The organism is Phytobacter sp. RSE-02, assembly GCF_040578655.1.
Classification (GTDB): domain Bacteria; phylum Pseudomonadota; class Gammaproteobacteria; order Enterobacterales; family Enterobacteriaceae; genus Phytobacter; species Phytobacter diazotrophicus.
This window is the reverse complement of the sequence record NZ_JBEULY010000004.1, coordinates 214,432-240,947: the sequence shown is the minus strand read 5'-3', so window position 1 is coordinate 240,947 and position 26,516 is coordinate 214,432. Positions and strand designations below refer to the sequence as shown.

Genomic DNA, 26,516 nt, shown 5'->3' with positions numbered 1-26,516 from the left:
CACAATAACAGGAGGAAAATCATGTTGCCAGCCTCGCGGGGCGGATGATGGCAAGGGAGGTATAAAACCACACGATAATCTCAATTCACCTTCTTACACAGCCAGATAGAGTGATAACCGCACTCCGGATCCTCAAACTGTACATCAACAACGGTGAACCCGTGCTGTGCCAGGATCTGCCGGTATTCCTCAGGCGCGAGGCTCGCGTGATACAGCGGCTCGCCGGCAAATGTCCCCATTGCTGTACCATTCGACGTGCCGCTGGTAAACATTAATACGCTTACCGGGTGGCTAAGTGCTGCAAAAAGGGGAAACATGGCGCGTTGATCGTTCTGTGTCAGATGGAAAAAGCTGTCCCAGGCTATCAGACCATCAAAGGTCTCATCCATCGCCAGATGCCGCATGTCACGATGGATCCAGCGTTGCGTCGGGAAATCCGCCTGCGCCTGCGCAATCATCGCCGCTGAACCGTCCACGCCCGTGAGCGTAAAGCCGCTGCCAATAAAATACTCAGCAATGGGTTTTCCGTTTCCGCAGCCGATATCCAGAATATGCCCGCCCGGCCGGAGTAGCTGTATAAATTTGTCGAGCCATTTTTTTTCAAATAGCTGACGAGAGCGCTGCCTGGCGAACTCTTCAGCATGCTTTTCGTAGAGCGAAAGTATTTGCTTTGCCGCGTCAGATTCCATGATGTTCAGCCTCTCTTTTTTAATGTTGGACATAAAGGGTAAGGAAACTGATATACAGTACTCCCCTGCCAAAAACAGTGGGACTGATAACGTTCACTTATCGTTAACGTGGCAAAAATGTGCAACAAGCTGTAAGATTTGCCTGTAACTCTGATAATAGAATAAAGAAACAACCGCTTCGCGTTAACATCCCGGCACTGACGGGAGACGACGATACTTTTTCGGGCACGCGTTACCGTACCCCGACGCTTTTTTCGTGCTGGTTTTCCCCGGCGCCTTTCCTTTATTCACAACTGACCCGATGGGCATGATCGCCTGACTGGTTTACTCAAACTGAAAAGCAAGATGAACAAGGATTTGATCGCAATGCTTAACCCTATGCTGGATTTCTGACCATCCCCGCAGTGTCCCGGACCAGAAGACACATCTATATTTTTAATGAATTAAACATTCATCGCATATAACAACTATACCAAGGTGTTTTCAGTGCAGAAGTACTTTACAGAAGCGCGCCAGTTGCTAGCCCTGGCTATCCCGGTGATCCTCGCGCAGGTCGCCCAAACCGCAATGGGGTTCGTTGATACGGTTATGGCTGGCGGTTACAGCGCCACCGATATGGCTGCAGTCGCCATTGGGACCTCTATCTGGCTGCCCGCCATCCTTTTTGGTCATGGACTGTTGCTGGCACTGACCCCGACGGTGGCGCAACTTAACGGCTCCGGTCGTCGCGAGCGTATTGCGCATCAGGTACGTCAGGGTTTCTGGCTGGCCGCGGCGGTGTCGATTCTGATAATGATCGTGCTGTGGAATGCCGGGTATATCATTCACGCCATGCATGACATCGATCCGCAACTGGCGGATAAAGCCGTGGGCTATTTGCGCGCCCTGCTGTGGGGTGCGCCGGGCTACCTGTTCTTTCAGGTTGCACGTAATCAGTGCGAGGGGCTGGCGAAAACCAAACCCGGCATGGTGATGGGTTTTCTCGGCCTGCTGGTGAATATTCCCGTTAACTACATCTTTATTTATGGTCATTTCGGCATGCCGGAGCTGGGCGGTGTGGGTTGCGGCGTGGCAACGGCATCGGTCTACTGGGTGATGTTTGTCGCCATGCTCTCGTACGTTAAACGGGCGGGGTCCATGCGCGACATTCGCAATGAAACGCATTCTGGCAAACCGGATTTGAGCGTTCTGAAACGGCTGGTACAGCTTGGTCTGCCTATCGCGCTGGCGCTCTTTTTTGAAGTAACCCTGTTTGCCGTTGTGGCCCTGCTGGTATCGCCGCTGGGCATTGTGGATGTGGCAGGTCATCAGATCGCCCTCAATTTTAGCTCGCTGATGTTCGTGATGCCGATGTCGCTTGCCGCCGCCGTCACAATCCGTGTCGGCTTCCGCCTGGGGCAAGGGTCCACGCTTGACGCGCAAACAGCCGCACATACCGGTCTTGGCGTGGGGGTATGCATGGCAGTACTGACCGCTATCTTTACCGTTGCGCTGCGTGAACATATTGCGCTGCTTTATAACGACAATCCTGAGGTCGTCACGCTGGCCTCACAATTAATGCTGCTGGCCGGTTTGTACCAGATTTCCGATTCGATTCAGGTTATCGGCAGCGGGATTCTGCGTGGTTATAAAGATACACGTTCTATCTTCTTTATTACCTTTACCGCCTACTGGGTTCTGGGTTTACCGGCAGGTTATATACTGGCGTTAACCGACCTGGTGGTTGATCGGATGGGCCCGGCGGGATTCTGGATGGGCTTTATCATTGGGCTGACGTCGGCAGCTATTCTGATGATGCTCAGAATGCGTTTCCTGCAGCGCCAGCCATCGTCCATCATTTTGCAGCGCGCCGCGCGTTAATATCAGCGTAGCCGTCATCGGGCGGCTACATTTTCTTGCCAGGCGACCGGTTTTCAATGCGTGAAAATATGCAAAACATCCTGGTGAAACGAGAGAGATTCAGCAAAAGGAGTGCCTAATGGCTGGCATTGTTGCGTTAGTTTACTTTGTTGTAGGTTGCGTGGCTTTCACGCGAAAAATCAAGCTTTTTACCATTGCCTCCACTCTGCTTCTGTTTGTCGCACTGAAGATGATTGCCGTCAGCCAGCCACTCACACTCGTCTTTATCGCGCTACTGGTCATCGCATTTGCGGTGTTGCTCGTCATGAAAAGTGAACGTGACAATAAAAGCGTCTTTTATTTCTCGCTTCCCTGCTGGCTGCTGATTGGCGCGGTTCTGATTCATCTGTTTTATCTCACCTGATTTTTTGTCACACAATTGCCTTGCGACAGCCCCGGCCGTCGCTTGCTTTTGTGCAGCATGAGGATCATTCTCAGGCTATATATCTCCCGCAGATTCCTGAATGCGTTAACCCTCCCCTTAAAGTCAATTGAGTATACGAAGGCACCGTTATGTCGATCCTTTTACTTGTTACGATTGAACTTGCATCAGAGCACCTTTCCCGGCTTGCCGCTGCGGGCTTTGAAATACACTATGCCCCCACAGCGTCGGATCGCGTGAAGGTTGTAGAACACGACGGCGAGCGCATCCGTGCCGTCCTCACCAACGGTTCAACCGGCCTCAATGCCTCCGCGATAACGGCACTCCCGAAACTCGACATCATCTGCGCGCTGGGTGCCGGGTATGAAAATATTGATGTATCGGCTGCAAAAGCGCGAAATATCACCATCACCCATGGACCGGGGACCAATGATACTTCCGTCGCCGATCATGCGATGGCACTGCTGATGACAATCGCGCGGGGAATTGTTCAATCTGATGCGGCGGCCAGGCGCGGTGAATGGGCAGCGTCCCGGCAATTGCGACCGATGGTCTCCGGCAAGAGATTGGGGATTTTAGGTCTGGGGAATATCGGTGAGCAGATAGCACGGCGCGGTTCTGCCGGTTTTGGTATGTCGGTGGCATATCACAGCCGCACACCGCGTGCCGATTCCGCCTGGCATTATCTCCCGTCGCCTGTCACACTCGCGCAGTGGGCAGACTTTCTGGTGGTCGCCACTCCTGGCGGCGCTATGACCAGGCACCTCGTGGATGATACGGTGCTAAATGCGCTTGGGCCGGAGGGTTTTCTCATCAATATCGCCAGAGGCAGCGTGGTCGATACGGCGGCGCTCATTGATGCCCTGAAAAAGGGACGTATTGGCGGAGCCGCACTGGATGTTGTGGAGGGCGAGCCGAACGTCCCTGCGGAGCTAAGCGCACAGGAGAATGTGATTATCACTCCACACATTGCCGGGCGCTCACCTGAGGCGGCAGAAGCCACAATCAAATTAGTGTTAGATAACCTGCAGGCCTATTTTACAGGTCAACCGGTGCTTACCCCTGTCCGTTAAGCGAAGGGCATGGTGCATTGCGGTTTTTGCGCCCTAAAATGCAGGCCAGAGGGAAGACGCAAACTCACGTACTGTGCGGATAATCGTCAAAGCAATGCTTCGGAAATGCATTCTGCTCAATCATTATCCTTTAACATCAGTGAAATATGCCGTTCATGTATAAAAGTTCCGCAGTCGGGCGCATTCCGGTAGAAAATAGCGATTTTCTTCTTGCCACATCACAAGGCTGCCGCTAATATTCGTCCCCGTTGTCAGGCACAACAATGCGTTCATAGCTCAGTTGGTTAGAGCACCACCTTGACATGGTGGGGGTCGTTGGTTCGAGTCCAATTGAACGCACCATCTCTTTAGTGCGTCCGTAGCTCAGTTGGTTAGAGCACCACCTTGACATGGTGGGGGTCGGTGGTTCGAGTCCACTCGGACGCACCATTCAAGCGTTTCTTCTGTTTTTTTCTTCTCTCTTATTTATCAGCTTTCAAAAAAGGCTCCAGCGTTGACCGAAGCCTTTAGTATGACCTTATTCCACCAGCGTCTGCATATCGATCACGAAGCGGTATTTCACATCGCTTTTCAGCAAACGTTCAAAGGCATCGTTGATCTGGTCCATGCGAATCACCTCTGAATCCGCCGTGATATTGTGCTTACCGCAGAAATCGAGCATCTCCTGTGTTTCGGCAATGCCGCCGATACACGAACCGGATACAGAACGACGCCCCAGAATCATCGGTAATGTACTGACCGCCGGTTCAATATCGCCTAACAGTCCAACGAATACCAGTGTGCCGTCCAGCGTCAGTGTTGGCATATACGGATTGATATCATGAGCATAAGGTACGGTGTCGATAATCAGCTCAAACTGCCCTTTCACGGCGTCCATCTGTTGCGGATCGGTCGAGAGCACCACGTGTTGCGCACCCAGTTGCCGCGCATCCGCCTCTTTGCCCGGTGAGCGGGTGAACAACGTGACTTCCGCCCCCATCGCATGCGCCAGTTTCAGCGCCATATGCCCTAACCCGCCCAGACCAATGACGGCGACCTTGCTGCCGGCTTTTACGCCCCAACGACGCAACGGCGACCAGGTGGTAATGCCCGCGCAAAGTAACGGCGCAACGGCCTGTACATCCAGGTTTTCCGGGATGCGCAACACGAAATCTTCACTACAGATAATAGAGCGCGAATAACCGCCGTAGGTCGGCATGTGGTCATGGCGGTCAATGCCGTTGTACGTCTGAATGTTGCCCTCTTCGCAATATTGTTCAAGCCCCTGCTTACAGGAGGAACACTCACGGCAGGAATCCACCATGCAACCGATCCCCACTAAATCTCCGGCCTTAAATTTACTCACGCCCGGACCTACGCGGGTGACGCGGCCGACGATCTCATGCCCCGGCACCAGGGGATACTGGCTAAACCCCCAGTCGTTGCGCGCCTGGTGTAAGTCTGAGTGGCACACGCCGCAATACAGAATATCGATAACCACATCATCCGCTCTGGGATCCCGACGCTCAAAATAGTGCGGAGCAAGGGGAGCCTTACTCGATTGTGCGGCATAGCCAAGTACTTTTATCGTCATCTTTATCACTCCGGGTTCTGACATAATTGACAAGGATTCGTCCTGAGACGATACATACGTCCACGACGTCTGGTGTTTGAGTATCCATTGCCTGTATGTCCTGTGCTTTGCACTTTCTGTCATCCGGTAACGGTGAGACCGTAAGAACCTATACGCTCGATCATGTTCACTTTATTTCGAGCAACTTCATGGCTCTATTGATTGCGCAACAAACCCATCAGAATTATTTGAAGAAAAATCAGTAAAAATGCACAATCGAGCAATAACGAGCATGGAAGACTGACGCTAATTTCGTTGATGAGGACTCAATCATGAACCACGCTGTACCCGACATCGCTTTTTTGCATGAGCTTGCTGATGCGGCAGACAAACAGACATTGCCGCGTTTTCGCTCGCAGTTAAATCTGCATGTAAACACAAAACCGAAAGAGGGTTATCGCTTTGATCCTGTGACCGATGCTGACCGTGAAGCTGAACGCGCCATTCGCGCCATCATTGACGCCCGCTATCCTGACCATTCAATTATGGGCGAAGAATTCGGGATTACCGGACGCGGGCCGTTACAGTGGGTGCTGGATCCCGTTGACGGTACCCGGCCGTTCCTGTGTGGTATTCCGGTATGGGGAACGCTCATTGGTCTGACCGTTGAAGGCCGTGGGCATCTGGGCATGATGAGCCAACCGTTTACCGGTGAACGTTTTTGGGCAGATGGCAGGCAGGCCTGGCGCAGTGGCCCACAGGGAACCGCTCCACTGAACACCCGAAAAGGACTCTCTTTGGATCAGGCGATTTTGCATATCACCTCGCCTGAGCCTGTTTCCCGTTTCCCGGAGGTTAATTTTGCTGCGCTGGATGATGCCGCACTAATGACACGTTACGGTGGGGAGTGCTATGCCATGGCGATGCTGGCTGCCGGACAGATTGATCTCTGCCTGGAATACTCCCTACAACCCTATGATATTGTGGCGTTAATCCCTATTATTGAGCAGGCAGGCGGCGTCGTAACCACTTTAAGCGGTGGTCGTCCTGAGGCGGGCGGGCATATTCTGGCGGCGGGTTGCCCCGAGGTTCATGCTCATGCGCTGAAACTGCTTCATAGCTAAATCGGTTAAGCTGTGGCCATCGTATGCCGAACGCCTGAGTATTTGTTTCAAATTTGTTAGCATAAGTCGATAGTTGCATTGTCCGTATCCTTTGCTGAACCTTTGCCTTTTTGTGGGCAAAGGTTTTAGTTTCACGTCAACAAGGCAAATTCAATTCTGTGATAACTTAACACGTTGATAACACTTCGTTGTGAAACTGCCCAGATGATTTTTGAAACAGCGTTTTCATTTTCCTTTTGCCCGATTTTCGTCGTATAATGGCATTCTATTCACTCTTGAATGGTTTCAGCTCATTGAACTGTAAAACTCAACCATTACATTATGACTTTCCCGGCTGGGCTGAAACACAGGCACACATTACTCTGCACGCTTTTTTGATGTCACCTATCCTTAGGCTGTGGCATCGCAACTTTCGCAACACAGGTTTGACTCCGAAGCTTCGCACTAACCGGAGCGTGATTTCCATATCCTTCTCAACTTAAAGACTAAGACTGTCATGAAAAAGACCAAAATTGTTTGCACCATCGGTCCGAAAACCGAATCCGAAGAGATGTTAGCAAAAATGCTGGATGCAGGAATGAACGTAATGCGTCTGAACTTCTCTCACGGTGACTATGCTGAGCACGGCCAGCGCATCCAGAACTTGCGCAACGTAATGAGCAAAACCGGTAAAAAAGCGGCGATTCTGCTGGACACTAAAGGTCCGGAAATCCGCACAATCAAACTCGAAGGCGGTAACGATGTTTCGCTGAAAGCGGGCCAGACTTTCACCTTCACCACCGACAAAACGGTTATCGGCAACACGGAAACCGTTGCAGTAACCTACGAAGGTTTCACCAGCGATCTGCAGGTTGGTAACACGGTACTGGTCGACGACGGCCTGATCGGCATGGAAGTCACCGCCATCGAAGGCAACAAAGTCATCTGTAAAGTACTGAACAACGGTGACCTGGGCGAAAACAAAGGCGTTAACCTGCCAGGCGTATCCATCGCTCTGCCAGCGCTGGCTGAAAAAGATAAACAAGACCTGATCTTCGGCTGCGAACAAGGCGTTGACTTTGTTGCTGCCTCTTTCATCCGTAAGCGTTCTGATGTGGAAGAAATTCGTCAGCACCTGAAAGCGCACGGCGGCGAGAACATCCAGATCATCTCCAAAATCGAAAACCAGGAAGGCCTGAATAACTTCGACGAAATCCTCGAAGCCTCTGACGGCATCATGGTTGCGCGTGGTGACCTGGGCGTAGAAATTCCGGTTGAAGAAGTGATCTTCGCGCAGAAGATGATGATCGAGAAATGTATCCGCGCGCGTAAAGTGGTTATCACCGCGACCCAGATGCTGGACTCTATGATCAAGAACCCGCGTCCGACCCGTGCGGAAGCAGGCGACGTGGCGAACGCCATCCTCGATGGCACCGACGCAGTCATGCTGTCTGGTGAATCCGCAAAAGGTAAGTACCCGCTGGAAGCTGTGACCATCATGGCGACCATCTGCGAACGTACCGATCGCGTCATGACCAGCCGTCTGGATTTCAACAACGACAGCCGTAAACTGCGTATCACCGAAGCGGTGTGCCGTGGTGCGGTTGAAACGGCTGAAAAACTGGATGCCCCGCTGATCGTGGTTGCAACCCAGGGCGGTAAATCTGCACGTGCAGTACGTAAATACTTCCCGGATGCCACCATCCTGGCGCTGACCACTAACGAAACCACCGCACGTCAGTTGGTACTGAGCAAAGGCGTTGTCGCACAACTGGTTGAAGAAATCGCCTCTACTGATGATTTCTACCGCCTGGGCAAAGAGCTGGCCGTACAAAGCGGTCTGGCGCAGAAAGGCGATGTTGTGGTCATGGTTTCCGGCGCACTGGTCTCCAGCGGCACCACCAACACGGCATCTGTACACGTCCTGTAATAATACCCGGACGAATATTCGTGTTTAAAAAAGCGCCTTCGGGCGCTTTTTTTATATATCAGAAGTCACCTCGAATAAAAAAGCAAATCGGAATTCACTATTTAAACTGCTTATTATCTAAGATGAATCCGATGGAAGCTTGCTGTTTTATCACACTTTTTTTAACGTTTTATACAAAGTCGGTGTTTCTTTGAGCGAACGATCAAATTTAAGTGGATTCCCATCAAAAAAATATTCTCAACATAAAAAACTTTGTGTAATACTTGTAACGCTACATGGAGATTAACTCAATCTAGAGGGTATTTATAATGAATCGTACTAAACTGGTACTGGGCGCGGTAATCCTGGGTTCTACTCTGCTGGCTGGTTGCTCCAGCAACGCTAAAATCGATCAGCTGTCTTCTGACGTTCAGACTCTGAACGCTAAAGTTGACCAGCTGAGCAACGACGTGAACGCAATCCGTTCCGACGTTCAGGCTGCTAAAGACGACGCAGCTCGCGCTAACCAGCGTCTGGATAACCAGGCTCATTCTTACCGTAAGTAAGAGTACCTGTGATGAAATGGCGCACATTGTGCGCCATTTTTTTATCTGCGATTTACCCTTCCCTGTTTTTACTGCATCACGGTCTTCCCGCTTTCTTCCGTATTCACATCTGCACTGGCATCACGATTCTGTGCCGATACAACGCTTTCCGTTGTTACCTTGCCGCTTTTGTTCGCCGGAATGGCGACGGGATAACCCGCACGTCGGTATAACGCTTTGTCTATCAGCGTCCTGTCACCACCGCCCTGCTCAATAGTACTCGCCAGATTTGCCGGGAACGAGATAGGCAGCGTCTGTGTATTCTCCCCGACGTTCTGCGACAGAGGTCGATGTACCTCGATATAGTGGCGTCCATCGGGTTCTACGGCGTATTTGACCGGCTCGTTAAGAATGGTGACCCGCGTACCGGTATTAACCTGTGAGAACAGTGACTGAATATCCGCAGCGTTCATCCGCATGCACCCTGAACTGACACGGAGCCCTACGCTGTCAGGCGCACTGGTACCATGGATGAGGTATTCGCCGTTGCCTATCCCCAGACGCAGCGCATAGCGCCCCAGCGGGTTATTTGGCCCGGCGGGTACCACAGCGGGCAATTCAATGCCTTGCGCCAGCGAACGCGCGCGGATGCCTGCGGTAGGCGTCCAGGTCGGGTTGGGGATCTTCTGGCTGATACGGGTGGTTGTGACCGGCGTTTCAAGCCCCTGCTGACCAATCCCCAGCGGGAAGACCTGAACGATATCTTTGCCGGGTGGATAATAATACAACCGCAATTCAGCAAGGTTAACGACGATCCCGTCCCGTGGCGTATCTGGCAGCAGCATTTGCGACGGAATGGTGACGACCGTACCCGCTCTGGGTACCGGTGCGATAGTGTTATTGGCTTCGATAATCAGCATTGCCGCCGTATCAAAGTGCCGGGCGATGGCCTGCAGATTTTTATCGCTCTCCTGAACGGTATAAGTCTGGTTTTGACCGATAAGACGACTTCCGGCCGGTGGGAGCGGATAATCCACAGCCCAGGCCATCTGAATAGCGCTAAAAGCGCCAATAAGAGACAATGTTATAGTAGACGCGCGTTTCATACTGGATGTCCTGTATCACGGCAGAGGCCGAAAGCTGAATAACCAACGAGGCGCGGATGCACCTCGCGTAACAGGATGAAAGCTGTCTATTTAGTTTAGCTAATGTTGGCGGCTTTGGAGCGAATTGCGCGAATCATCGCTTCCAGCCCCTGAGAACGGGACGGGGTAAGGTGTTGAGTCAAAGACATCTTTTCAAACCACGGGCGCACATCGAACGCCAGGATGTCCTGCGCGGTCATCTGCTGGTAAAGAATGAACACAATGGCAATAAGCCCTTTGACGATGGCTGCATCACTATCGCCAGCCAGCTCAATCACGCCTTCGTCATTACGGTGCATGATAATCCAGACCTGGCTCTGGCAACCCTGAATAATGTTTTCCGGATTGTGCGCCTCGTCGCTGAGCGCAGGCAACCGCTGCCCCAGCTCAATAATGTACAGATACTTCTCTTCCCAGTTGGCACAGCGCCCAAAATTGCGTAGTAGTTTGTCTCTGTCGGGTAAAACGGCCATGTATGCCTCTCTGTTAGCCCAGCAACTGATGAATACGTTTCAGGCCAGCCACCAGACGATCCACCTCTTCTTCCGTGTTATACATCACCAGTGACGCACGACACATTGCCGGAACATTATAAAATGCCATCAGCGGCATGGCGCAATGATGCCCTGTTCGCACGGCCACACCATAATTATCAAGGAAGCTCCCCACATCATAGGCATGATGTTTGCCGAGGTTAAAGGCAATGACCCCCAGACGATCCTGCGGGCCATAGAGCGTTAAGTCGGGCACATCCGCCAGTGCATTCAGGGCATAGCGCATTAGCGTCTGCTCATAGTGAGCAATCGCGTCCAGCCCAAGGCCGCTGACATAATCGAGAGCGGCCCCCAGACCAATAATTCCCCCGGTATTGGGTGTACCCGCTTCGAAACGCCACGGCGCTTTGGCATAGGTTGTCCCTTCGGTCAGACTCACGGTGGCAATCATAGTGCCGCCACCTTCCCATGGCGGCATGGCCTGTAAGATGTCTTCTTTGACATACAGCACGCCGATCCCCGTCGGGCCGTAGAGTTTATGGCCTGAGAAAACGTAGAAATCGCAATCCAGCGCCTGCACATCGACCGTGTGATGCATGATGGCCTGCGCGCCATCAATCAGCACTTTCGCGCCATGTTGATGGGCCAGCGCTATCATTTCCGCTACCGGATTTTCAGTTCCCAGCACATTGGAGACCTGTGTGACCGCCAACAGCCGCGTACGCGCATCAAACAAGCCAGGCAGCGCCTCGAGTTGTAATGTTCCGTCGATATTGAGCGGTATGACGCGCAGCTCAGCTCCGACGCGCTCACACAGCATCTGCCACGGCACGATATTCGCGTGATGCTCCATGGCGCTGATGATGATATTGTCGCCCGCCCGCACCTGACTGTTGCCCCAACTGTTGGCTACCAGATTGATGCCTTCGGTGGTACCACGCACGAAAACCAACTCTTCTGGTAACCGGGCGTTCAGGAAACCGGCGACTTGCGTGCGAACCTGTTCCATGCGCTGCGTGGCTTCGGCGCTCAGGGTATGGATCCCTCTGTGCACCGCCGCATAGCCGTGGCGAAAAAACTCCGCTTCGGCATCAATAACCTGATTCGGTTTTTGCGCGCTGGCTGCACTGTCCAGATACGCCAGCGGCACCCCGTTAACTTCACGCGTCAGGACCGGGAAATCGGCGCGTACGCTGTGAACGGAAAAACTCATGCTAAGCCTCCTGCAAGGCGTTGGCCAATGCGCGCCAGCACCTGCTGCCTGAGCGCTTCGTCGCTGATCGCTTCGGTGAGCTCAGCGGCGAAGGCGTAAATGATCATCTTCTGTGCCGCCTGCTGATCAATGCCACGCGAGCGCAGGTAAAACATCTGTTCATCGTCAATACGACCGACCGTTGCACCGTGGCTACATTTCACGTCATCAGCATAGATTTCCAATTGCGGTTTGGTGTCCACTTCCGCCAGTCGTCCCAGCAACAGGTTGTTGTTGGTCATCTGTCCATCAGTTTTGATGGCGTGTTGCGCAACGTTGATCAGCCCGTTGAATACCGCACGACCTTTGTCGCTGACAATGGTTTTGTGCAACTGGCGGCTGTTGCAATAACCTTTATTGTGCTCAAGCCAGGTGCGGGTATCACACACTTCTGATTTCACCGGCATCGCCAGGCTGTTCATGCGCAGCGTGGTATTTTCACCGTTGAGTTGAGTACTGGTATTGTGGCGTAACACCGCGCCGCCCAGCAGGAAGCTATGACTGTGCGCCGCTGCATCCGCGCCAAGACGCATGTCGTTATGCGCAAAGTGGTAGCTTTCCGGGTTTTCAAAAGCCAGTTTGACATGATGCAGTTGGGCGTTCGCCGCCACGTCCATGGTCAGCCGCGCGCCGGTGAAATGGCGATGCGTATTCAGACTGACATAATGCTCGTAGACTGTCGCTTCGGCCCCTTCGGCCAGCGAGATATGGTGGCGGTAATGAGCCGTATTCATCTCAGCCCCGCCCAGCCCCTGGGTGATATGCATCAGCAGAAGCGGCCTGGTCGCCCGCTGATTACGACCGACGCTAATATGAGTGATGCTTTGCGCAAGGCTTTCTGTTAAGTGTAAAAATACCTCCGGCTGCACCGGGGCCTGCAAAGTCTGACGGTCATCGTTAATGGTCACGGTGAAGCCAGAACCGGCTATATCGTCACTGAGCGTCGCGTTGTAATACCCATCCACAAATACCAGGCGTAGCGCATCAACCGGCAATGCGAGAGCATCACACTCTTTTGCGCTCAACGCACCCGCCGTGGTGACAAACTGGCTATTTAGCAAACCGTCGAGCGGTGTATATTTCCAGTTTTCGTGTTTGCGCGTCGGCAGCCCTAAACGCAGCATTTGTTGCAGATGCTGTTGCGCTTGCTCTGAGCGTGCCCCGCCCTGTTGCTCAAACAGATGATGCCACTGTTGCAGCGCGTTACTGCTGTTCTGTAAGCCAGCCATAACCTTGCTCCTCCAGTTGCTTAACCAGTGTGAAATCACCGGATTTCACAATGCGCCCCTGATACAGCACGTGGACATAGTCCGGCTTGATGTAATCCAGGATCCGCTGATAGTGCGTCACAATAATGAAAGAGCGCTTATCATCACGCAGCGCGTTAACGCCATCGGCAACGATTTTTAGCGCGTCAATATCAAGCCCGGAGTCGGTTTCATCAAGGATGCACAAATCAGGCTCCAGCACTGCCATCTGCAGGATATCGTTACGCTTCTTCTCGCCACCGGAGAAACCAACGTTAACCGAGCGCGTCAGCAGGTCTTCCGGCATTTTGAGCAACTTGATTTTGTCTTCCATCAGGTCCTGAAAATCAAAGCGGTCCAGCTCGTCCTGCTCACGGTATTTGCGCACGGCGTTAAGCGCCGTTTGCAGGAAGAATTGGTTACTGACGCCAGGAATTTCTACCGGATACTGGAAAGCCATAAACACCCCTTCTCCGGCGCGATCTTCCGGGGAGAGTTCGAGCAAATCCTTACCTTTGTACTCGACGCTGCCGCCGGTAACTTCATAATCTTCACGTCCTGCCAGCGTTGCGGATAGCGTACTTTTGCCGGAACCGTTGGGTCCCATAATCGCGTGCACTTCCCCTGGACGCACATCCAGGCTCAGGCCACGCAGAATCTCTTTATCTTCAACGCTTACCCGCAGGTCTTTAATACTTAACATGTGTATTCCTTAATTCTTAACCGACGCTGTGTTCAAGACTAATAGCCAGCAATTTTTGTGCTTCAACGGCAAACTCCAGCGGCAACTCGGAGAACACGTCTTTACAGAATCCATTGACGATCATTGAAATGGCATCATCTTCGCTGATACCGCGCTGCAGGCAGTAGAACAGTTGATCTTCCCCAATCCGTGAAGTGGTGGCTTCATGCTCCAGTTGCGCACTGTTATTGCGACACTCCACATACGGGAAAGTATGCGCCCCGCAATCCGGGCCAATCAGCATGGAGTCGCACTGGGTGAAGTTACGGGCGTTGGTGGCGCTCGGCATGATCTTCACCAGCCCGCGATAGCTGTTCTGGCTATGACCGGCAGAGATCCCTTTCGAGATAATGGTCGATTTGGTGTTTTTGCCGATGTGAATCATCTTGGTGCCCGTGTCCGCCTGCTGGTGGCCACTGGTGAGCGCCACGGAGAAGAACTCACCGATGGAGTTATCGCCGCGCAGGATGCAACTGGGGTATTTCCAGGTGATGGCTGAACCGGTCTCCGACTGTGTCCAGGACATTTTGCTGTTCTCGCCTTCGCACAGCGCACGCTTGGTCACGAAGTTGAGGATACCGCCAGTGTTGTTATCGCCGGGGAACCAGTTCTGCACAGTAGAATATTTCACTTCTGCATCTTTATGGATGATGACTTCTACCACGGCCGCATGAAGCTGGTAACTGTCGCGCACGGGTGCGGAGCAACCTTCGATATAGCTCACGTAGCTGCCTTCATCCGCGATCAGAATGGTGCGTTCGAACTGCCCGGTTTTTTCGGCGTTGATGCGGAAATAGGTCGACAATTCCATCGGGCAGCGCACCCCTTTCGGAATGTAGATAAACGTACCGTCAGAGGCGACCGCCGCATTCAACGCTGCAAAGAAGTTGTCATTGGAGGGCACGACGGTACCCAGGTATTTTTTCACCAGCTCAGGGTGGTCATGAATGGCCTCACCAAACGAGCAAAAAATAATACCCTGTTCGGAGAGTTTTTCCCGGTAGGTGGTGGCAACAGAGACGGAGTCAAAAATGGCATCGACCGCCACTTCGCGCCCTTCACGGACCGGCACGCCCAGTTGGTTAAATGCCGCTTCCACTTCGTCCGTCAGGAAAGAATTTGCGCCAGTTTGCTGAACGGCCCCCGGCTGCGAGGCACAGGTATCATCACAACTTCCGCAGGAAGGCGCGGAATAGTAGCTGTAATCCTGATAATCGAGTTTCGCGTAATGGGCTTTCAGCCAGTGCGGCTCTTCCATCTCGAGCCAGGCGCGAAATGCGCTGAGGCGAAACTCCAGCATCCATTCAGGTTCGTTACGTTTGGCTGAAATCGCCCGCACGACATCTTCATTAATGCCTTTCGCCAGTTCGTCAGTGGTTAGCCGGGTAAAAAAGCCCTCTTTATAGTTGAGGTTCCCGGTCCAGGTTTTGACATCATCTGTTGCTTCAGTATTACGAGACATAGTACCGCCTATACCCCAAAGCTTTCGCCACAGCCACATTCATTCTGGGCTTTCGGGTTATGAAATTTGAATAACTGGTTTAAACCTTCGCGCACATAGTCCACTTCGGTGCCGTCAATAAATGGCATCGCCGCGAGCGGCACGTACAGTCGTGCACCCTCATTTTCAAAAAGCAGGTCGTCTTTATCCGGCTGCGTGACGGTGTCCAGCACATAACCAAAACCTGCGCACCCGGTCTGTTTAATGCCCAGCCGGACCCCCAGCAGGTCGGGTTGCTTACGGGTTAATCCGCGAATATGTTCTGCGGCGGCGGGTGTCATCGTTAGCCCGCGCCAGGAAAAGTCTGCCGGGTCGAACGTCTCTGATTGCAATTCCATAGTTCTACCTCACGTCATAAATCATGAAGGACATAACACTATGTTAGTGATAATGATTATCACTTCAACCTCTATTCCGAAGGGTTATTCGTGTACTGCCCGTTTTTTAAGCTCATGGTATAAGCATAGACTCTGTACGAAGGCTTTACAGATAAGTGAAAAATTGTTTAATGATTTGATAAATAATAGCTATTTTCAGCAGCAAGGAAGGTCTGTCTGCGTCAGTAAAAGATGTATAGGTAATACCTATTTTTGAGATAGGGAGCTAAAAAAGGGTTCTTCGAAAACTTTTCCTGATATCAGAAAGTTAACTGCATCACAAAACGCATAATCAACGTGATACGGCACATTTAACCGCCAGCAGAACAAATGCTCATTGCCTACTTCGGGAAAAAAGATGGGTCGATATGCCCCATTTCTCTACGGTGAGTCCTTTGTCCGGGCAGGACAGAACTGAATAAGCGCCATTTAAATGCGCATACCGCTCAAAATGGTCGGCATTATTCCCCACCAGCGTATTGATAACTGACTGGATAACGTGCCCGTGGGAAACAACGCACACATTGCCTTGCCGGGCCGACAAGCCTGACAGCGCGCCAAGGACTCTTTGGGTGGCATCCTGTAGTGCTTCGCCATTTTGCGGCCCGATAGCCAAACTGCCGGAAAGCATCGCCTCAGCCTGTGCGCGCTCTTTCTCTGTCAGTTCGCTTATGCGTTTGCCTTCTAACTCGCCGAAATGACGTTCGACAAGGGCAGGATTGAGGTGTAGCGGGCAATCTAAGTGCGAGGCAATTTGCCTGGCTGCGGTCACTGAACGGCCCAAAGGCGAAGCGATGATAGAGGTAATGGATTTGTCTGCCAGATCCCGACACAGTGCAGAGATCTGCCTGATACCGACCTCCGTAACCGGGCTATCAAGGTGCCCCTGAATTCTGTTTTCAACATTCCAGACGGTTTCGCCGTGGCGGACCAGATAGATTTTCATCACACACCACAAAAAGTGAGGGTTGGGAAAACGACGTTATTTAATCAATGCTCGCAGTCAATGCAGCAATGATGAAATTCAGTATGTTTTTTAAAACCGCTGTTGTTGTACACAGCAAAACAGTACCGGGACGACGCGCTAGATAGCAAAAATTCGACGCAGAACAGTGATGCGCCGACGACAGGTCAACAGTTTGCCCTTCCGTATTGCGAAATGACAAGACACAGTTATGCATATTTTTCATACGCGAAATGAATGCATTACGCAGGTCTTATAATGATAAAATGCCCGAACAGTGTCTCTACCCAAAGTGGCCGTCATCATGCGTTGGTTCCTGGGCATTCTTGCCATTGCCATTGTCATTATCTTCGCTGTCCTCGTTATCCGGTCCCGATTAAAAGATACCGATGACGACTATTAATCCTGGCCCTGGCATCAAAAAAGTGGAATCGGGAGCCTGCCTTGACATTGCAATAAGGCCCGTTAAACACAGGCCTTAATGCTATTCAGGATTGCAGCGTTGCCAGCCGGGCGGCAAAACCGACAAAAATAAGACCAATTAATGAGTTGCCGAGTTTTGCGAGACGCTTTTTCGTTTTCACAAACTGTGTCACATAGGTCCCGGAGATAATCAGGAAGCTGAAATAACAGACGCTAATTAATTCCAGCGTACTGGCCAGGATAAAGAACGCCATTCCCGTGTTGGTATAATGGATGTCGATAAACTGCACGAAAAACGACACATAAAACAAAATCGCTTTCGGGTTGGTCAGGCTCAGTACCAGCGAACGCTTGAAGATATCGCCCTTATGTACCTCATGCTCACTCACGCTTTTGCCCTTACGAGAAAGCGCGCTGTAGAGCATTTTCACCCCCAGCCAGAGCAGGTAAAACGCGCCAAGATAGCGAACCAGATTGAACAATACTGGCGTTGTTTTGATAAGCGTTGCCACCCCCATATAGGCGAGGAACATCAACACCGCATCGCCGATAAACACGCCCGCAGCGGCGACATAGCCATTTTTCAGCCCACCCGCCACGCTGGTTTTGAGCACAAAGAAGGTGTTCGGACCAGGCACTAAGATAATGAAAATCGCCCCAATAAAATAAGACCAAAAACTGATGACACCATATTCGGCAAACACTTTGCCTCCTGCAAATACCGTTAAAGCCGACGAGCGGCTTATGCTACAAGAGCCGGCAGAGAAACTAAAGCGCAGGAAGACGCAAAAGGCCCGCCGAAACGGGCACAGATTTTCCGTTAATGGTGAAGCATCTCATCAACAATCTGATCTTTTTTAAGCTGATAAGGGTAATAAGTTGGCCAGTTGTCCATCTCTTTTAGCAGCGCCTCCTGAGAGGTATTACCCATAAAGATATGGAAATGCGTGGAAGTACGCGGTGCAATAATGTGATCGCTAAACTGCACAAACTTTGGGGCCTTACTGTTGGCATCTTTACATTCGAACAGGTAACGCACGCCCTTCTTACCGGAGGTATACGTCAGGATTTTATGCCCGGCGTAATCATATTTACAGGCACTCACCTTGCCGCCGACATGGAATTCCATCACCCCATTTTCAATACCGATTGTATCGATATCGGTGGCATATCCCTTGCTGTAGTACGCTTTCAGTTCATCGAACGATTTACGCTTGTCTTTCTCTGCCTTTTTCCGCAACACCGGATCCAGATCGCCGCTTTGCAGGTAAGGATAGAGAGACTGCCACATACCGTCCCAGTCGGTCAGCTTTCTGTCCCTGACATCGCTATCGTTAAATTCACCGTTCGCCGCTTTTTCCTCTATTTCACTCAACGGTTTCCCGTGCGAATGGTGATCATGAGAAAAGGCATTAGCGCTTACTAAAAGCGTCCCCAGAACTATTGTTGTTTTTGCAAAATGGTTGATCAAAATCCGTCCCTCGGTTTACGAAAAGAAACGATGTTATGTTATAATATAACATTATTCAAGATGTAAAATTTCCCTGTTAACGTTACGTGCTGCCTCCTGCTTATCGGATGGAAATTTCGCCATTGCCTGCTATAAACCAATGGTCAGGTTTTAACCACTTCGTCATCACTTCTGAGGTTCTTTTATCATGTCGATAGCCAAAGCACACAGCTTAAAGCAAGTTTATCAAATGCTTAACTCAGGGAAGTACAGTGAAATCGAACTGGCGTTCGATGTTGACGCGGATGCGTTTTTCCAGCTCTCAACCGAATATTGTGACGACGGCGCGAAAATTACCCGTCATGAAAATCACTTCGTCATTAAGCTCAAAAAAGTGGCGATTCCGGAGCTCGATTAATACGCCATCGAAGCGAAAATTTGACGTTTCGTGAAAGGCGCAGTGCACTGCTTCGTAAGTAATATCGGCAGGTCCACCGTGGATGGATGGGGGACGATATCGTCTTTTGTCAGGAGAAAAACTGGCGGAGTCCGTTCTTGCGAACCAGTAACCGGCCGGCAGTGCGCCGACCGGGGGCAGGCATTACAGGTACAGCGAAGCTTCTCCTGGCGGGCGGGTTTTGAAGCGACGATGGATCCACAGATACTGTTCCGGCGCTCGCAGAATCTCACGTTCAATGACTTTATTGATATAGCTTGCGGCTTCGTGTTCATCTTTCGCCGGGTAATCAGTCATCGCCTTGCCGATATGCAGCGAATAACCTGAGCGATCCGCCTTACGCACCATGGTCACCGTCAACATTGAAGCTCCGGAAAGACGGGACAACACATAAGTGCCGTTGGTGGTTGCTGCGTTTTCGACAGAGAAAAATGGCGCGAAGGTGCTGCCTTTGCTGCCGTAATCCTGATCGGGGGCAAACCAGACGGCCTCGCCTTTTTTCAGCTCACTCACCAGACCTTTCAGATTACGTCTGTCGATCATCGATTTATTGGAACGCATACGGCCTCGCGTCTGCACCCACTCCATCAACTCACTGTTATGCGGACGGTATGTCGCCATCATCGGCTGGCACAGCCCCATCACGCGGCCACCGAGCTCCAGCGACATAAAATGGACACCGACGACCATCACGCCACGCTGGCTTGCCTGTGCGGCAACAAGGTTCTGGTAACCTTCAACATCGAACCAGCGGCGCACCCGGCTATCAGACCAGAACCAGGCCATACCGGTTTCAAACAGCGCCATGCCGAGCGACATGAAGTTTTTCTCAATCATTGCTTCGCGGAGTTCATCGCTCATATTTGGAAAGCAAAGTTCCAGATTGCGGCGGGCAATACGTTCGCGACGTTTAAGGAAAGGACGGGCTAATTTCCCGAGGGTTTCTCCCAGACGGGAGAGAAGAGGATAAGGCAGTTGAACGAGCAACCAGAGCAGGCCAAGCCCGGCCCATGTGCCCCAGTGGCGTGGATGTAAAAACGCCCGTTTAAACGATGAATGCATTATTGTTACCTGTAAGCCTGTAGGGAGTAGCGCTTAAGGAAACAACGAATCACTTCATTAGGTCTTTATGCGTTACAGCGTCTGGCTTCGATGGTCATCGAAGCGGTTTTCAAACCCGCCCAATATAGCACGAATGGACAAGTCTGAATGTGAAAATGAATGAAGAAAATATGAATTTTTGCGACAGGTTTCCCTGTCGCAAATTTATCTCAGATGACCGCGGTGGTGAGGCGCGAAGTGCAGCATAATTTATCCTGCTCATCGTAAATATCAATTTGCCATACCTGATGGCGGCTACCGGTATGCAGTGCACGACAGACGCCACGCACACGCCCGCTCCGTACGGAACGAATATGGTTGGCATTCACCTCAAGCCCAACCACTTTCTTCTCACTTTCGGTACATAAATATCCGGCAACGGAACCCAGCGACTCCGCCAGCACCACAGAAGCGCCGCCATGCAGCAAACCAAACGGCTGATGCGTGCGGCTATCAACCGGCATTGTTGCTTCCAGCGAGTCGTCATGAATTGCAATAAAACGGATATCGAGCAGTCCTACCATATTGCCCTCGCCCATCGCATTGAGCGCGTCAAGGGTTACCTCACGTTTCCAGATCATCCTATTATCTCCAGTAGCGCCTGCAACGGATGGCGTACGCCATTTCCTTCCACGCGTTTCACCTGGCTGCGACAGGAGTAGCCTGTCGCCAGACAGCGGCTACGCGGTAAACGTTGTAGCGCCTGATGCCAGGACAACTCGTAAATCCCCAATGAGTTGGCGTGGTTCTTGACTTCATGTCCATAGGTTCCTGCCATACCGCAGCATCCTACGCTAACGTTTTCCAGTTTCGCGCCCAGACGGGCAAAAATGGACGTCCATTGCGAAACAGAAGCAGGCAGCGCTGTCACCTCAGTACAGTGGCCAAACAGGTACCAGGATTCACCGCTGATGGCGCGATTCTCACGCCCTTCCAGTGCAGAAGGCAACCATTCGTGCACCAGCATGACGTGAAAATCGCCACGCTTCTCACCGAGCGTCTGCTTGTATTCATCCCGGTAGCAGAGCACCAGCGCCGGGTCGACGCCCACCATCGGCATGCCCAGTTGCGCAACTCGGTTGAGAAAATCCGAAGTTTTCTGTGCGGTTTTCGCAAAACGCTGCAGGAAGCCTTTGATATGCTGCGCTTTGCCATTCGGCGAAAAGGGCAGGACAACGGGCTGGTAGCCCAGTTTTTCCACCAGACGAACGAAATCGGCCACCACTTGCGCATCGTAGTAACTGGTGAATGGATCCTGCACCACCAGCACCGTAGTCGCTTTTTCCGCATCGCTCAATGTTTCAAGCTGTTCCAGCGTCAGGTTCGCCGAACGGTGGCCGATCATCTGCCGTTGTAATGAGGGAACAGATAACAGTGGCAGATCCACCATGCCAATATGTTTTTGTGAAAGCGAACGCACCCACGGCTGGCTCATAAAGAAATTGAACGTTTTCGGCGCACGGGCCATCAACGGCGCGTAGCTTTCCACGGTCGCAACCAGGTGATCGCGCAGCGGACGCAGATAGCGTGTGTGGTAAAGTTGCAGGAAGCGCGAGCGGAACTCCGGCACGTCTATCTTGATCGGGCACTGGGTCGAACAGGCCTTACAGGCCAGACAACCCGACATGGCCTCTTTCACTTCATGCGAAAAATCATACTCGCCGTGACGCGCATGCCAGCTATTGCGGGTACGCTCAATCAGCGAACGCAGGCTGGCGCGTTTTTCCGGCATCTCTTTTTCCAGCCTCACCGGGTCGATACCGCGATCGGCCAGCAGACGCAGCCATTCGCGCACCAGCGTGGCGCGACCTTTCGGCGAATGGATACGATCGCCGGAAATTTTCATCGACGGGCACATAGGGCTTTTGGCGTCGAAGTTGAAGCACAGGCCGTTGCCGTTGCACTCCATCGCCCCACGCCAGGATGAGCGCACGGCAATCGGGATTTGCCGGTCGAAGCTACCGCGCTTCACGTCATCTACCTGCTTCATCGGCGCATCAATCCCCTCAGGGGGACAAATTTTACCCGGGTTGAGACGGTTTGCCGGGTCAAATGCAGCCTTCACTTTGCGCAGCTCTGCGTACAGTTCCGCACCAAAGAACGCCGGGCTGTATTCGGCGCGGAAACCTTTACCGTGCTCACCCCACAGCAAGCCACCGTATTTGGCCGTTAACGCCACCACATCATCGGAGATTTTCTTCATCAAAACCTCTTGTTGCGGGTCACACATGTCGAGCGCCGGACGCACATGCAATACGCCCGCATCCACATGACCGAACATGCCGTAGCTCAAGCCATGGCTGTCAAGCAATGCGCGAAACTCGACGATGTAGTCCGCAAGGTGTTCCGGTGGCACACAGGTATCTTCTGCGAACGGGATCGGTTTTGCCGCCCCTTTCGCATTGCCCAGCAGGCCGACGGCTTTTTTACGCATCGCGTAGATACGCTCAATGCCCGCCAGGTCGTCACAAATCTGCCAGCCAATCACCCCGCCCGCCTCTTCCGCCATCAGGGAATCCAGGCGAGCGCACAGAGAGGTAACCTGCTCATTAATTAACGCCTCATCATCACCGGCAAACTCGACAATGTTCAGACCCAGCATGGTCTTATCCGGCACATCGGTGATGAGTTCATTTACGGAGTGCCAGATGATGTCTTCGCGCGCCAGATTGAGGACTTTTGAATCGACCGTTTCAACCGACAGTGCGCGCGCTTCCACCATAAACGGGGCATTACGCAGCGCGGAGTCGAACGAATCGTATTTCACATTTACCAGACGGCGTACTTTCGGCAGACGGGTGATATCCAGCCGCGCTTCGGTAATGAATGCCAGCGTTCCCTCCGAGCCCGTCAACACGCGGGTCAGGTCAAACTCGGTCATCTCATCATTGAAGACATGGCGCAGGTCGTACCCCGTGAGGAAACGGTTGAGTTTGGGGAATTTATCGATAATCAGTTGACGATTGTCCCGGCAACGTTCGAACACGGTGCGGTAAATGCGCCCCACTGCGGTATTTGCCTTACCCAACGTCTGCGCCAGTTCAACGGGCACCGGTTGGGTGTCCAGAATATCGCCGCCGAGCAACACGGCCCGCACGCCGAGGACATGGTCGGACGTTTTTCCGTAGACCAGCGATCCCTGACCGGAAGCATCGGTATTGATCATGCCCCCCAGCGTCGCACGGTTACTGGTGGACAGTTCCGGCGCGAAGAAATAGCCGTAGGGTTTAAGAAACTGGTTGAGTTGATCTTTGATGACGCCCGCTTCAACCCGCACCCATCCTTCCTCAGGATTAATCTCCATAATGCGGTTCATATAGCGGGACATATCAACGATGATGCCCTGGTTCAGCGCCTGACCGTTTGTGCCGGTGCCACCGCCGCGCGGTGTGAACACCAGCGACTGAAAACGCGCTTCCGCCGCGATGCGTGAAATTAAGGCGACATCAGAAGTAGAACGGGGAAAGACAACGGCATCGGGTAACAATTGGTAGATACTGTTGTCGGTCGCCATGGTCAGCCTGTCGGCATAACTTGTGGCGGTATCGCCGGTAAAACCTTGTTGCTCCAGTGCCTGTAAAAAATTCAGCACCAATTGAACGACACCCGGTGCCTGAGAAATCTGTGGGATCATTACTCTTGACCCTGCCTGACTGTTAGTAGTTGTGAATAGTTAATCGTTTGCTTGCAGCATCCATCGTTGTATCACATTTTTTTCTTATGCGCCCACCAGAATTACGGGCAGAATCAGACTGTCAAAAACCGCTGAAATCATTAATCATTATCTTTACTGATTTCGCATCCTCTCACTTAAGGTGATTACGTTTTATGGCCTTTCAATCGCAGTCCCGGGATGTACCGCAGGTGATGCTGTCGGTACTGTTTTTAGCCCTTATGATCATCGCCTGTTTGTGGATCGTTCAGCCTTTTATTCTTGGTTTCGCCTGGGCGGGTACCGTGGTTATTGCCACCTGGCCGGTGCTTCTGCGCGTACAGCGCGCGCTGTTTGGTCGCCGCTCACTGGCAGTCATCGTGATGACATTATTATTAATTTTGCTGTTTATTCTTCCGGTCGCGCTACTGGTTAATAGCCTCGTGGATAACAGCGGTCCGGTCATTCAGGCCATTACATCGGGTGAAATGACTCCGCCGACCCTGGAGTGGCTGAACAGTATTCCGCTGATCGGTGACAAGCTGTATAGCGGCTGGCACAACCTGCTGGATATGGGCGGCAGCGCGATACTTGCCAAAGTACGCCCTTATGTCGGCACTACCACCACATGGTTTGTCGGTCAGGCGGCACATATCGGTCGCTTTATGCTGCATTGTGCCCTGATGTTGCTATTTAGCGCCCTGCTGTACTGGCGCGGCGAGCAGGTCGCACAGGGGATTCGCCATTTTGCCTATCGTCTGGCGGCCAGGCGCGGCGATGCTGCCGTTCTGCTGGCCGGGCAGGCCATCCGTGCTGTCGCGCTCGGCGTGGTTGTCACCGCGCTGGTGCAGGCGGTTCTGGGAGGAATTGGCCTGGCGGTCACAGGAGTGCCATACGCCACGCTGTTCACAGTCATTATGTTGATGACGTGTCTGGTGCAATTGGGCCCGCTGGTTGTGCTGGTGCCTGCGATTATCTGGCTCTACTGGAGCGGCGACTCAACATGGGGCACGGTGTTGCTGGTCTGGAGTTGCGTGGTCGGCACGCTGGATAACTTTATCCGTCCCATGCTGATTCGTATGGGTGCCGATCTGCCGATGATACTGATCCTTTCCGGCGTTATTGGCGGCCTGGTGGCATTTGGGATGATCGGGCTGTTTATTGGTCCGGTGTTACTGGCCGTTTCATGGCGACTCTTTTCCGCCTGGGTTAACGAAGCTCCCATGCCAGGGCCGGAGGAAAATGACGCGCTGGAAGAGATGCACGATGCAGATGACACCCGCATCTGATACGCCAGCCTCGATGATTATGAAGCACTGCTAATCATTTATTTACTGTCCCTCCCGTGCGCAAGCCTCCTGACCGGAGGTTTGCGCCGTTTTCCCCGCAAAATCTTAACCGCCGTTTAACTAATGAGACGAATCTGATCGACGCTAAAATCCCGGATGGCCTACTATAAGGTCACGGTTATAAATCAACACCTTGATTTATAAGCATGGAAATCCCCTGAGTGAAACAACGAATTGCTGTGTGTAGTCTTTGCCCATCTCCCACGATGGGCTTTTTTTTATCCTTCAAACAGGCGCTGAGGCAGGTTAACCTGCGGGGAAGAACTCTGACGCGGTTACGTCTGTCACGCCTCATCGGGGGGCATCCTGAATCGTCCATACGGCAAATAGTAAGAAGCCGATAATGATAAGCCACCTCATACATTAGCGCCTGTCATGACAGCACAGTCTACGGCGGGGCTGGTGTAGTCAAAATGCATGATGCCTTCCCCTTTGCTGTCCTGGATATAGATGTTGTACGCCTTCCCGTCATATTTAAAATGGACAAATTCGACGGCATCCAATGTGCTGTCCCAATGGTCAAAGACATTCAGGCCTTTTATCGTACGAACCGTTTTGCCATTCACAGCTATATCCAATGTGGTATTGGCTAATTCAGCATGAGTGTAATCATATTTTATTACACTCATACCGTTAATACAGATAACGGATTCCTTCGTCAGCCAATTCCCATTAACCGGAACAGCCATAACTGCGCAGGAATAAATACAGGTGATTAACAATAATAACAATCGCGTCATAGTTCCACCTTAATTGCTGCCAGTGTTGAACCACACTCAGACATAAAAGTGTTATATGCGTCTTCGCTATGTATTCTGAGGGCCTTTTCCCCCTCATCACATAACTGCGCCAGCGTATTTTCATAGGCATGATATTCACGGGTAAGTTCTTTCAGGCGTGCAACGACAGCCGTTAACGTATCCGTTTGATAGAAATTCATTTTGCGCCATCCGTGTTGCTAAAGTGCGCACCGTTGCCGGTAACAGCACAGGTTCCGTTATCGAGTAGCGCGCCAATCGGCAGATAATCAAAGGCCAGATGTGCGGTACTTACATCCTCTCCGTCGCACGCTTTAATATGTTCGTTATATGATGCGCAGCCGTTAAGCGTGATGCAGGAGAGCACGGTCACAATCAGCAATAAACGTTTCATGGCATTTACCTTAATTGAAATGAGATCATTGGGATGCGCAAATATCAGATTCACGCAC

Annotated in this window: 26 protein-coding genes, 2 tRNA genes and 1 other RNA gene; 11 read left to right on the top strand and 18 right to left on the bottom strand. The window is 52.0% G+C overall.

Annotated elements, in window-relative coordinates; genetic code table 11:
• Positions 1-80: 80 nt before the first annotated feature.
• Complete coding sequence (locus ABU190_RS11305; protein WP_354691335.1) at positions 81-689, bottom strand: methyltransferase domain-containing protein; 609 nt, start codon at positions 687-689, stop codon at positions 81-83.
• Between the two features lie 486 nt (positions 690-1,175).
• Here ABU190_RS11305 and mdtK point away from each other — a divergent pair, with 486 nt between their 5' ends.
• From mdtK to ABU190_RS11280, 5 genes are all read left to right on the top strand, one after another.
• The gene (mdtK, locus tag ABU190_RS11300) at positions 1,176-2,549 is read left to right on the top strand and encodes an MdtK family multidrug efflux MATE transporter (protein ID WP_354691334.1); all 1,374 of its coding nucleotides are present in this window, start codon (positions 1,176-1,178) and stop codon (positions 2,547-2,549) included.
• Positions 2,550-2,667: 118 nt separating this feature from the next.
• On the top strand, positions 2,668-2,952 hold the full coding sequence (locus ABU190_RS11295) for a hypothetical protein (RefSeq protein WP_354691333.1): 285 nt from the start codon (positions 2,668-2,670) through the stop codon (positions 2,950-2,952).
• A gap of 149 nt (positions 2,953-3,101) precedes the next feature.
• A complete protein-coding gene (locus ABU190_RS11290) occupies positions 3,102-4,043 on the top strand; it encodes a 2-hydroxyacid dehydrogenase (RefSeq protein WP_354691332.1) in 942 nt (313 codons plus the stop codon).
• A gap of 265 nt (positions 4,044-4,308) precedes the next feature.
• A tRNA-Val gene (locus ABU190_RS11285) sits at positions 4,309-4,385 on the top strand.
• Positions 4,386-4,395: 10 nt separating this feature from the next.
• A tRNA-Val gene (locus tag ABU190_RS11280) sits at positions 4,396-4,472 on the top strand.
• A gap of 88 nt (positions 4,473-4,560) precedes the next feature.
• Here ABU190_RS11280 and ABU190_RS11275 read toward each other — a convergent pair.
• Complete coding sequence (locus ABU190_RS11275; protein WP_041851573.1) at positions 4,561-5,616, bottom strand: NAD(P)-dependent alcohol dehydrogenase; 1,056 nt, start codon at positions 5,614-5,616, stop codon at positions 4,561-4,563.
• 311 nt (positions 5,617-5,927) lie between these two features.
• Here ABU190_RS11275 and ABU190_RS11270 point away from each other — a divergent pair, with 311 nt between their 5' ends.
• From ABU190_RS11270 to ABU190_RS11260, 3 genes are all read left to right on the top strand, one after another.
• Positions 5,928-6,719 carry an inositol monophosphatase family protein gene (locus tag ABU190_RS11270; protein ID WP_354691331.1) on the top strand — a complete coding sequence of 264 codons (792 nt, stop codon included), beginning with the start codon at positions 5,928-5,930 and terminating at the stop codon, positions 6,717-6,719.
• A 496-nt stretch (positions 6,720-7,215) separates the two neighbouring features.
• A complete protein-coding gene (gene pykF / locus ABU190_RS11265; RefSeq protein WP_041851575.1) occupies positions 7,216-8,628 on the top strand; it encodes a pyruvate kinase PykF in 1,413 nt (470 codons plus the stop codon).
• Between the two features lie 308 nt (positions 8,629-8,936).
• Positions 8,937-9,173: a major outer membrane lipoprotein gene (locus tag ABU190_RS11260; RefSeq protein WP_007374746.1), complete on the top strand. Its 237-nt coding sequence runs from the start codon at positions 8,937-8,939 to the stop codon at positions 9,171-9,173.
• Positions 9,174-9,241: 68 nt separating this feature from the next.
• Here ABU190_RS11260 and ABU190_RS11255 read toward each other — a convergent pair whose 3' ends face one another.
• The 10 genes from ABU190_RS11255 to zinT all read right to left on the bottom strand — a co-directional run bounded on the left by ABU190_RS11255 (position 9,242) and on the right by zinT (position 18,768).
• The gene (locus tag ABU190_RS11255) at positions 9,242-10,258 is read right to left on the bottom strand and encodes a L,D-transpeptidase family protein (RefSeq protein WP_354691330.1); all 1,017 of its coding nucleotides are present in this window, start codon (positions 10,256-10,258) and stop codon (positions 9,242-9,244) included.
• Positions 10,259-10,353: 95 nt separating this feature from the next.
• Complete coding sequence (gene sufE / locus ABU190_RS11250; RefSeq protein WP_071195351.1) at positions 10,354-10,770, bottom strand: cysteine desulfuration protein SufE; 417 nt, start codon at positions 10,768-10,770, stop codon at positions 10,354-10,356.
• A gap of 13 nt (positions 10,771-10,783) precedes the next feature.
• Positions 10,784-12,004 (bottom strand): cysteine desulfurase SufS, encoded by a 1,221-nt coding sequence (sufS, locus tag ABU190_RS11245; protein WP_354691329.1) that lies wholly within the window; start codon positions 12,002-12,004, stop codon positions 10,784-10,786.
• On the bottom strand, positions 12,001-13,272 hold the full coding sequence (gene sufD, locus ABU190_RS11240; protein WP_354691328.1) for a Fe-S cluster assembly protein SufD: 1,272 nt from the start codon (positions 13,270-13,272) through the stop codon (positions 12,001-12,003). The genes sufS and sufD overlap by 4 nt, the downstream gene beginning before the upstream one ends.
• On the bottom strand, positions 13,247-13,993 hold the full coding sequence (sufC, locus tag ABU190_RS11235; protein WP_354691327.1) for a Fe-S cluster assembly ATPase SufC: 747 nt from the start codon (positions 13,991-13,993) through the stop codon (positions 13,247-13,249). Before sufC ends, sufD begins: the two co-directional genes overlap by 26 nt.
• 16 nt (positions 13,994-14,009) lie before the next feature.
• Entirely contained in the window at positions 14,010-15,494 is a 1,485-nt protein-coding gene (gene sufB / locus ABU190_RS11230) for a Fe-S cluster assembly protein SufB (RefSeq protein WP_041851581.1), read from the bottom strand.
• Positions 15,495-15,502: 8 nt separating this feature from the next.
• Positions 15,503-15,871 (bottom strand): Fe-S cluster assembly scaffold SufA, encoded by a 369-nt coding sequence (gene sufA, locus ABU190_RS11225; RefSeq protein ID WP_041851582.1) that lies wholly within the window; start codon positions 15,869-15,871, stop codon positions 15,503-15,505.
• 373 nt (positions 15,872-16,244) lie between these two features.
• On the bottom strand, positions 16,245-16,856 hold the full coding sequence (locus ABU190_RS11220) for a histidine phosphatase family protein (RefSeq protein ID WP_354691326.1): 612 nt from the start codon (positions 16,854-16,856) through the stop codon (positions 16,245-16,247).
• Positions 16,857-17,362: 506 nt separating this feature from the next.
• Positions 17,363-18,001, bottom strand: a complete 639-nt coding sequence (gene leuE, locus ABU190_RS11215; protein ID WP_271848966.1) for a leucine efflux protein LeuE — start codon at positions 17,999-18,001, stop codon at positions 17,363-17,365.
• 116 nt (positions 18,002-18,117) lie between these two features.
• A complete protein-coding gene (zinT, locus tag ABU190_RS11210; protein ID WP_354691325.1) occupies positions 18,118-18,768 on the bottom strand; it encodes a metal-binding protein ZinT in 651 nt (216 codons plus the stop codon).
• A 229-nt stretch (positions 18,769-18,997) separates the two neighbouring features.
• Here zinT and ABU190_RS11205 point away from each other — a divergent pair, with 229 nt between their 5' ends.
• Positions 18,998-19,165 carry a hypothetical protein gene (locus tag ABU190_RS11205; protein WP_271848968.1) on the top strand — a complete coding sequence of 56 codons (168 nt, stop codon included), beginning with the start codon at positions 18,998-19,000 and terminating at the stop codon, positions 19,163-19,165.
• Between the two features lie 183 nt (positions 19,166-19,348).
• Here the strand turns inward: ABU190_RS11205 and lpxP are convergent, their stop codons facing one another.
• The 3 genes from lpxP to ABU190_RS11190 all read right to left on the bottom strand — a co-directional run bounded on the left by lpxP (position 19,349) and on the right by ABU190_RS11190 (position 23,939).
• Positions 19,349-20,266, bottom strand: a complete 918-nt coding sequence (gene lpxP / locus ABU190_RS11200) for a kdo(2)-lipid IV(A) palmitoleoyltransferase (protein WP_041851587.1) — start codon at positions 20,264-20,266, stop codon at positions 19,349-19,351.
• Between the two features lie 209 nt (positions 20,267-20,475).
• Positions 20,476-20,886, bottom strand: a complete 411-nt coding sequence (gene menI / locus ABU190_RS11195) for a 1,4-dihydroxy-2-naphthoyl-CoA hydrolase (RefSeq protein WP_354691324.1) — start codon at positions 20,884-20,886, stop codon at positions 20,476-20,478.
• Positions 20,883-23,939 (bottom strand): FAD-binding and (Fe-S)-binding domain-containing protein, encoded by a 3,057-nt coding sequence (locus ABU190_RS11190; protein ID WP_354691323.1) that lies wholly within the window; start codon positions 23,937-23,939, stop codon positions 20,883-20,885. Before ABU190_RS11190 ends, menI begins: the two co-directional genes overlap by 4 nt.
• Positions 23,940-24,133: 194 nt before the next feature.
• On the opposite strand from ABU190_RS11190, the gene ydiK reads away from it, so the two are divergent.
• Both ydiK and rprA read left to right on the top strand, forming a co-directional pair.
• Positions 24,134-25,246, top strand: coding sequence for an AI-2E family transporter YdiK (ydiK, locus tag ABU190_RS11185; protein WP_354691322.1), 1,113 nt, complete (start codon positions 24,134-24,136; stop codon positions 25,244-25,246).
• A gap of 174 nt (positions 25,247-25,420) precedes the next feature.
• Positions 25,421-25,528, top strand: an RNA gene (rprA, locus tag ABU190_RS11180) — antisense sRNA RprA.
• A 134-nt stretch (positions 25,529-25,662) separates the two neighbouring features.
• Here rprA and ABU190_RS11175 read toward each other — a convergent pair.
• The 3 genes from ABU190_RS11175 to ABU190_RS11165 are packed head-to-tail and all read right to left on the bottom strand — an operon-like array spanning position 25,663 to position 26,458.
• Positions 25,663-26,046, bottom strand: coding sequence for a hypothetical protein (locus tag ABU190_RS11175; protein WP_354691321.1), 384 nt, complete (start codon positions 26,044-26,046; stop codon positions 25,663-25,665).
• A complete protein-coding gene (locus tag ABU190_RS11170) occupies positions 26,043-26,246 on the bottom strand; it encodes a hypothetical protein (protein ID WP_354691320.1) in 204 nt (67 codons plus the stop codon). Before ABU190_RS11170 ends, ABU190_RS11175 begins: the two co-directional genes overlap by 4 nt.
• Positions 26,243-26,458: a hypothetical protein gene (locus ABU190_RS11165; RefSeq protein WP_354691319.1), complete on the bottom strand. Its 216-nt coding sequence runs from the start codon at positions 26,456-26,458 to the stop codon at positions 26,243-26,245. The genes ABU190_RS11170 and ABU190_RS11165 overlap by 4 nt, the downstream gene beginning before the upstream one ends.
• Positions 26,459-26,516: the final 58 nt, after the last annotated feature.

What these genes read in the sequence shown, in the direction of transcription:
- ABU190_RS11305 (WP_354691335.1), bottom strand. Translation starts at nt 689, where the DNA reads ATGGAATCTGACGCGGCAAAGCAAATACTTTCGCTCTACGAAAAGCAT.
- ABU190_RS11295 (WP_354691333.1), top strand. Translation starts at nt 2,668, where the DNA reads ATGGCTGGCATTGTTGCGTTAGTTTACTTTGTTGTAGGTTGCGTGGCT.
- ABU190_RS11290 (WP_354691332.1), top strand. Translation starts at nt 3,102, where the DNA reads ATGTCGATCCTTTTACTTGTTACGATTGAACTTGCATCAGAGCACCTT.
- ABU190_RS11275 (WP_041851573.1), bottom strand. Translation starts at nt 5,616, where the DNA reads ATGACGATAAAAGTACTTGGCTATGCCGCACAATCGAGTAAGGCTCCC.
- ABU190_RS11270 (WP_354691331.1), top strand. Translation starts at nt 5,928, where the DNA reads ATGAACCACGCTGTACCCGACATCGCTTTTTTGCATGAGCTTGCTGAT.
- pykF (WP_041851575.1), top strand. Translation starts at nt 7,216, where the DNA reads ATGAAAAAGACCAAAATTGTTTGCACCATCGGTCCGAAAACCGAATCC.
- ABU190_RS11260 (WP_007374746.1), top strand. Translation starts at nt 8,937, where the DNA reads ATGAATCGTACTAAACTGGTACTGGGCGCGGTAATCCTGGGTTCTACT.
- ABU190_RS11255 (WP_354691330.1), bottom strand. Translation starts at nt 10,258, where the DNA reads ATGAAACGCGCGTCTACTATAACATTGTCTCTTATTGGCGCTTTTAGC.
- sufE (WP_071195351.1), bottom strand. Translation starts at nt 10,770, where the DNA reads ATGGCCGTTTTACCCGACAGAGACAAACTACTACGCAATTTTGGGCGC.
- sufS (WP_354691329.1), bottom strand. Translation starts at nt 12,004, where the DNA reads ATGAGTTTTTCCGTTCACAGCGTACGCGCCGATTTCCCGGTCCTGACG.
- sufD (WP_354691328.1), bottom strand. Translation starts at nt 13,272, where the DNA reads ATGGCTGGCTTACAGAACAGCAGTAACGCGCTGCAACAGTGGCATCAT.
- sufC (WP_354691327.1), bottom strand. Translation starts at nt 13,993, where the DNA reads ATGTTAAGTATTAAAGACCTGCGGGTAAGCGTTGAAGATAAAGAGATT.
- sufB (WP_041851581.1), bottom strand. Translation starts at nt 15,494, where the DNA reads ATGTCTCGTAATACTGAAGCAACAGATGATGTCAAAACCTGGACCGGG.
- sufA (WP_041851582.1), bottom strand. Translation starts at nt 15,871, where the DNA reads ATGGAATTGCAATCAGAGACGTTCGACCCGGCAGACTTTTCCTGGCGC.
- ABU190_RS11220 (WP_354691326.1), bottom strand. Translation starts at nt 16,856, where the DNA reads ATGAAAATCTATCTGGTCCGCCACGGCGAAACCGTCTGGAATGTTGAA.
- ABU190_RS11205 (WP_271848968.1), top strand. Translation starts at nt 18,998, where the DNA reads ATGCTTAACTCAGGGAAGTACAGTGAAATCGAACTGGCGTTCGATGTT.
- lpxP (WP_041851587.1), bottom strand. Translation starts at nt 20,266, where the DNA reads ATGCATTCATCGTTTAAACGGGCGTTTTTACATCCACGCCACTGGGGC.
- menI (WP_354691324.1), bottom strand. Translation starts at nt 20,886, where the DNA reads ATGATCTGGAAACGTGAGGTAACCCTTGACGCGCTCAATGCGATGGGC.
- ABU190_RS11190 (WP_354691323.1), bottom strand. Translation starts at nt 23,939, where the DNA reads ATGATCCCACAGATTTCTCAGGCACCGGGTGTCGTTCAATTGGTGCTG.
- ydiK (WP_354691322.1), top strand. Translation starts at nt 24,134, where the DNA reads ATGGCCTTTCAATCGCAGTCCCGGGATGTACCGCAGGTGATGCTGTCG.
- ABU190_RS11175 (WP_354691321.1), bottom strand. Translation starts at nt 26,046, where the DNA reads ATGACGCGATTGTTATTATTGTTAATCACCTGTATTTATTCCTGCGCA.
- ABU190_RS11170 (WP_354691320.1), bottom strand. Translation starts at nt 26,246, where the DNA reads ATGAATTTCTATCAAACGGATACGTTAACGGCTGTCGTTGCACGCCTG.
- ABU190_RS11165 (WP_354691319.1), bottom strand. Translation starts at nt 26,458, where the DNA reads ATGAAACGTTTATTGCTGATTGTGACCGTGCTCTCCTGCATCACGCTT.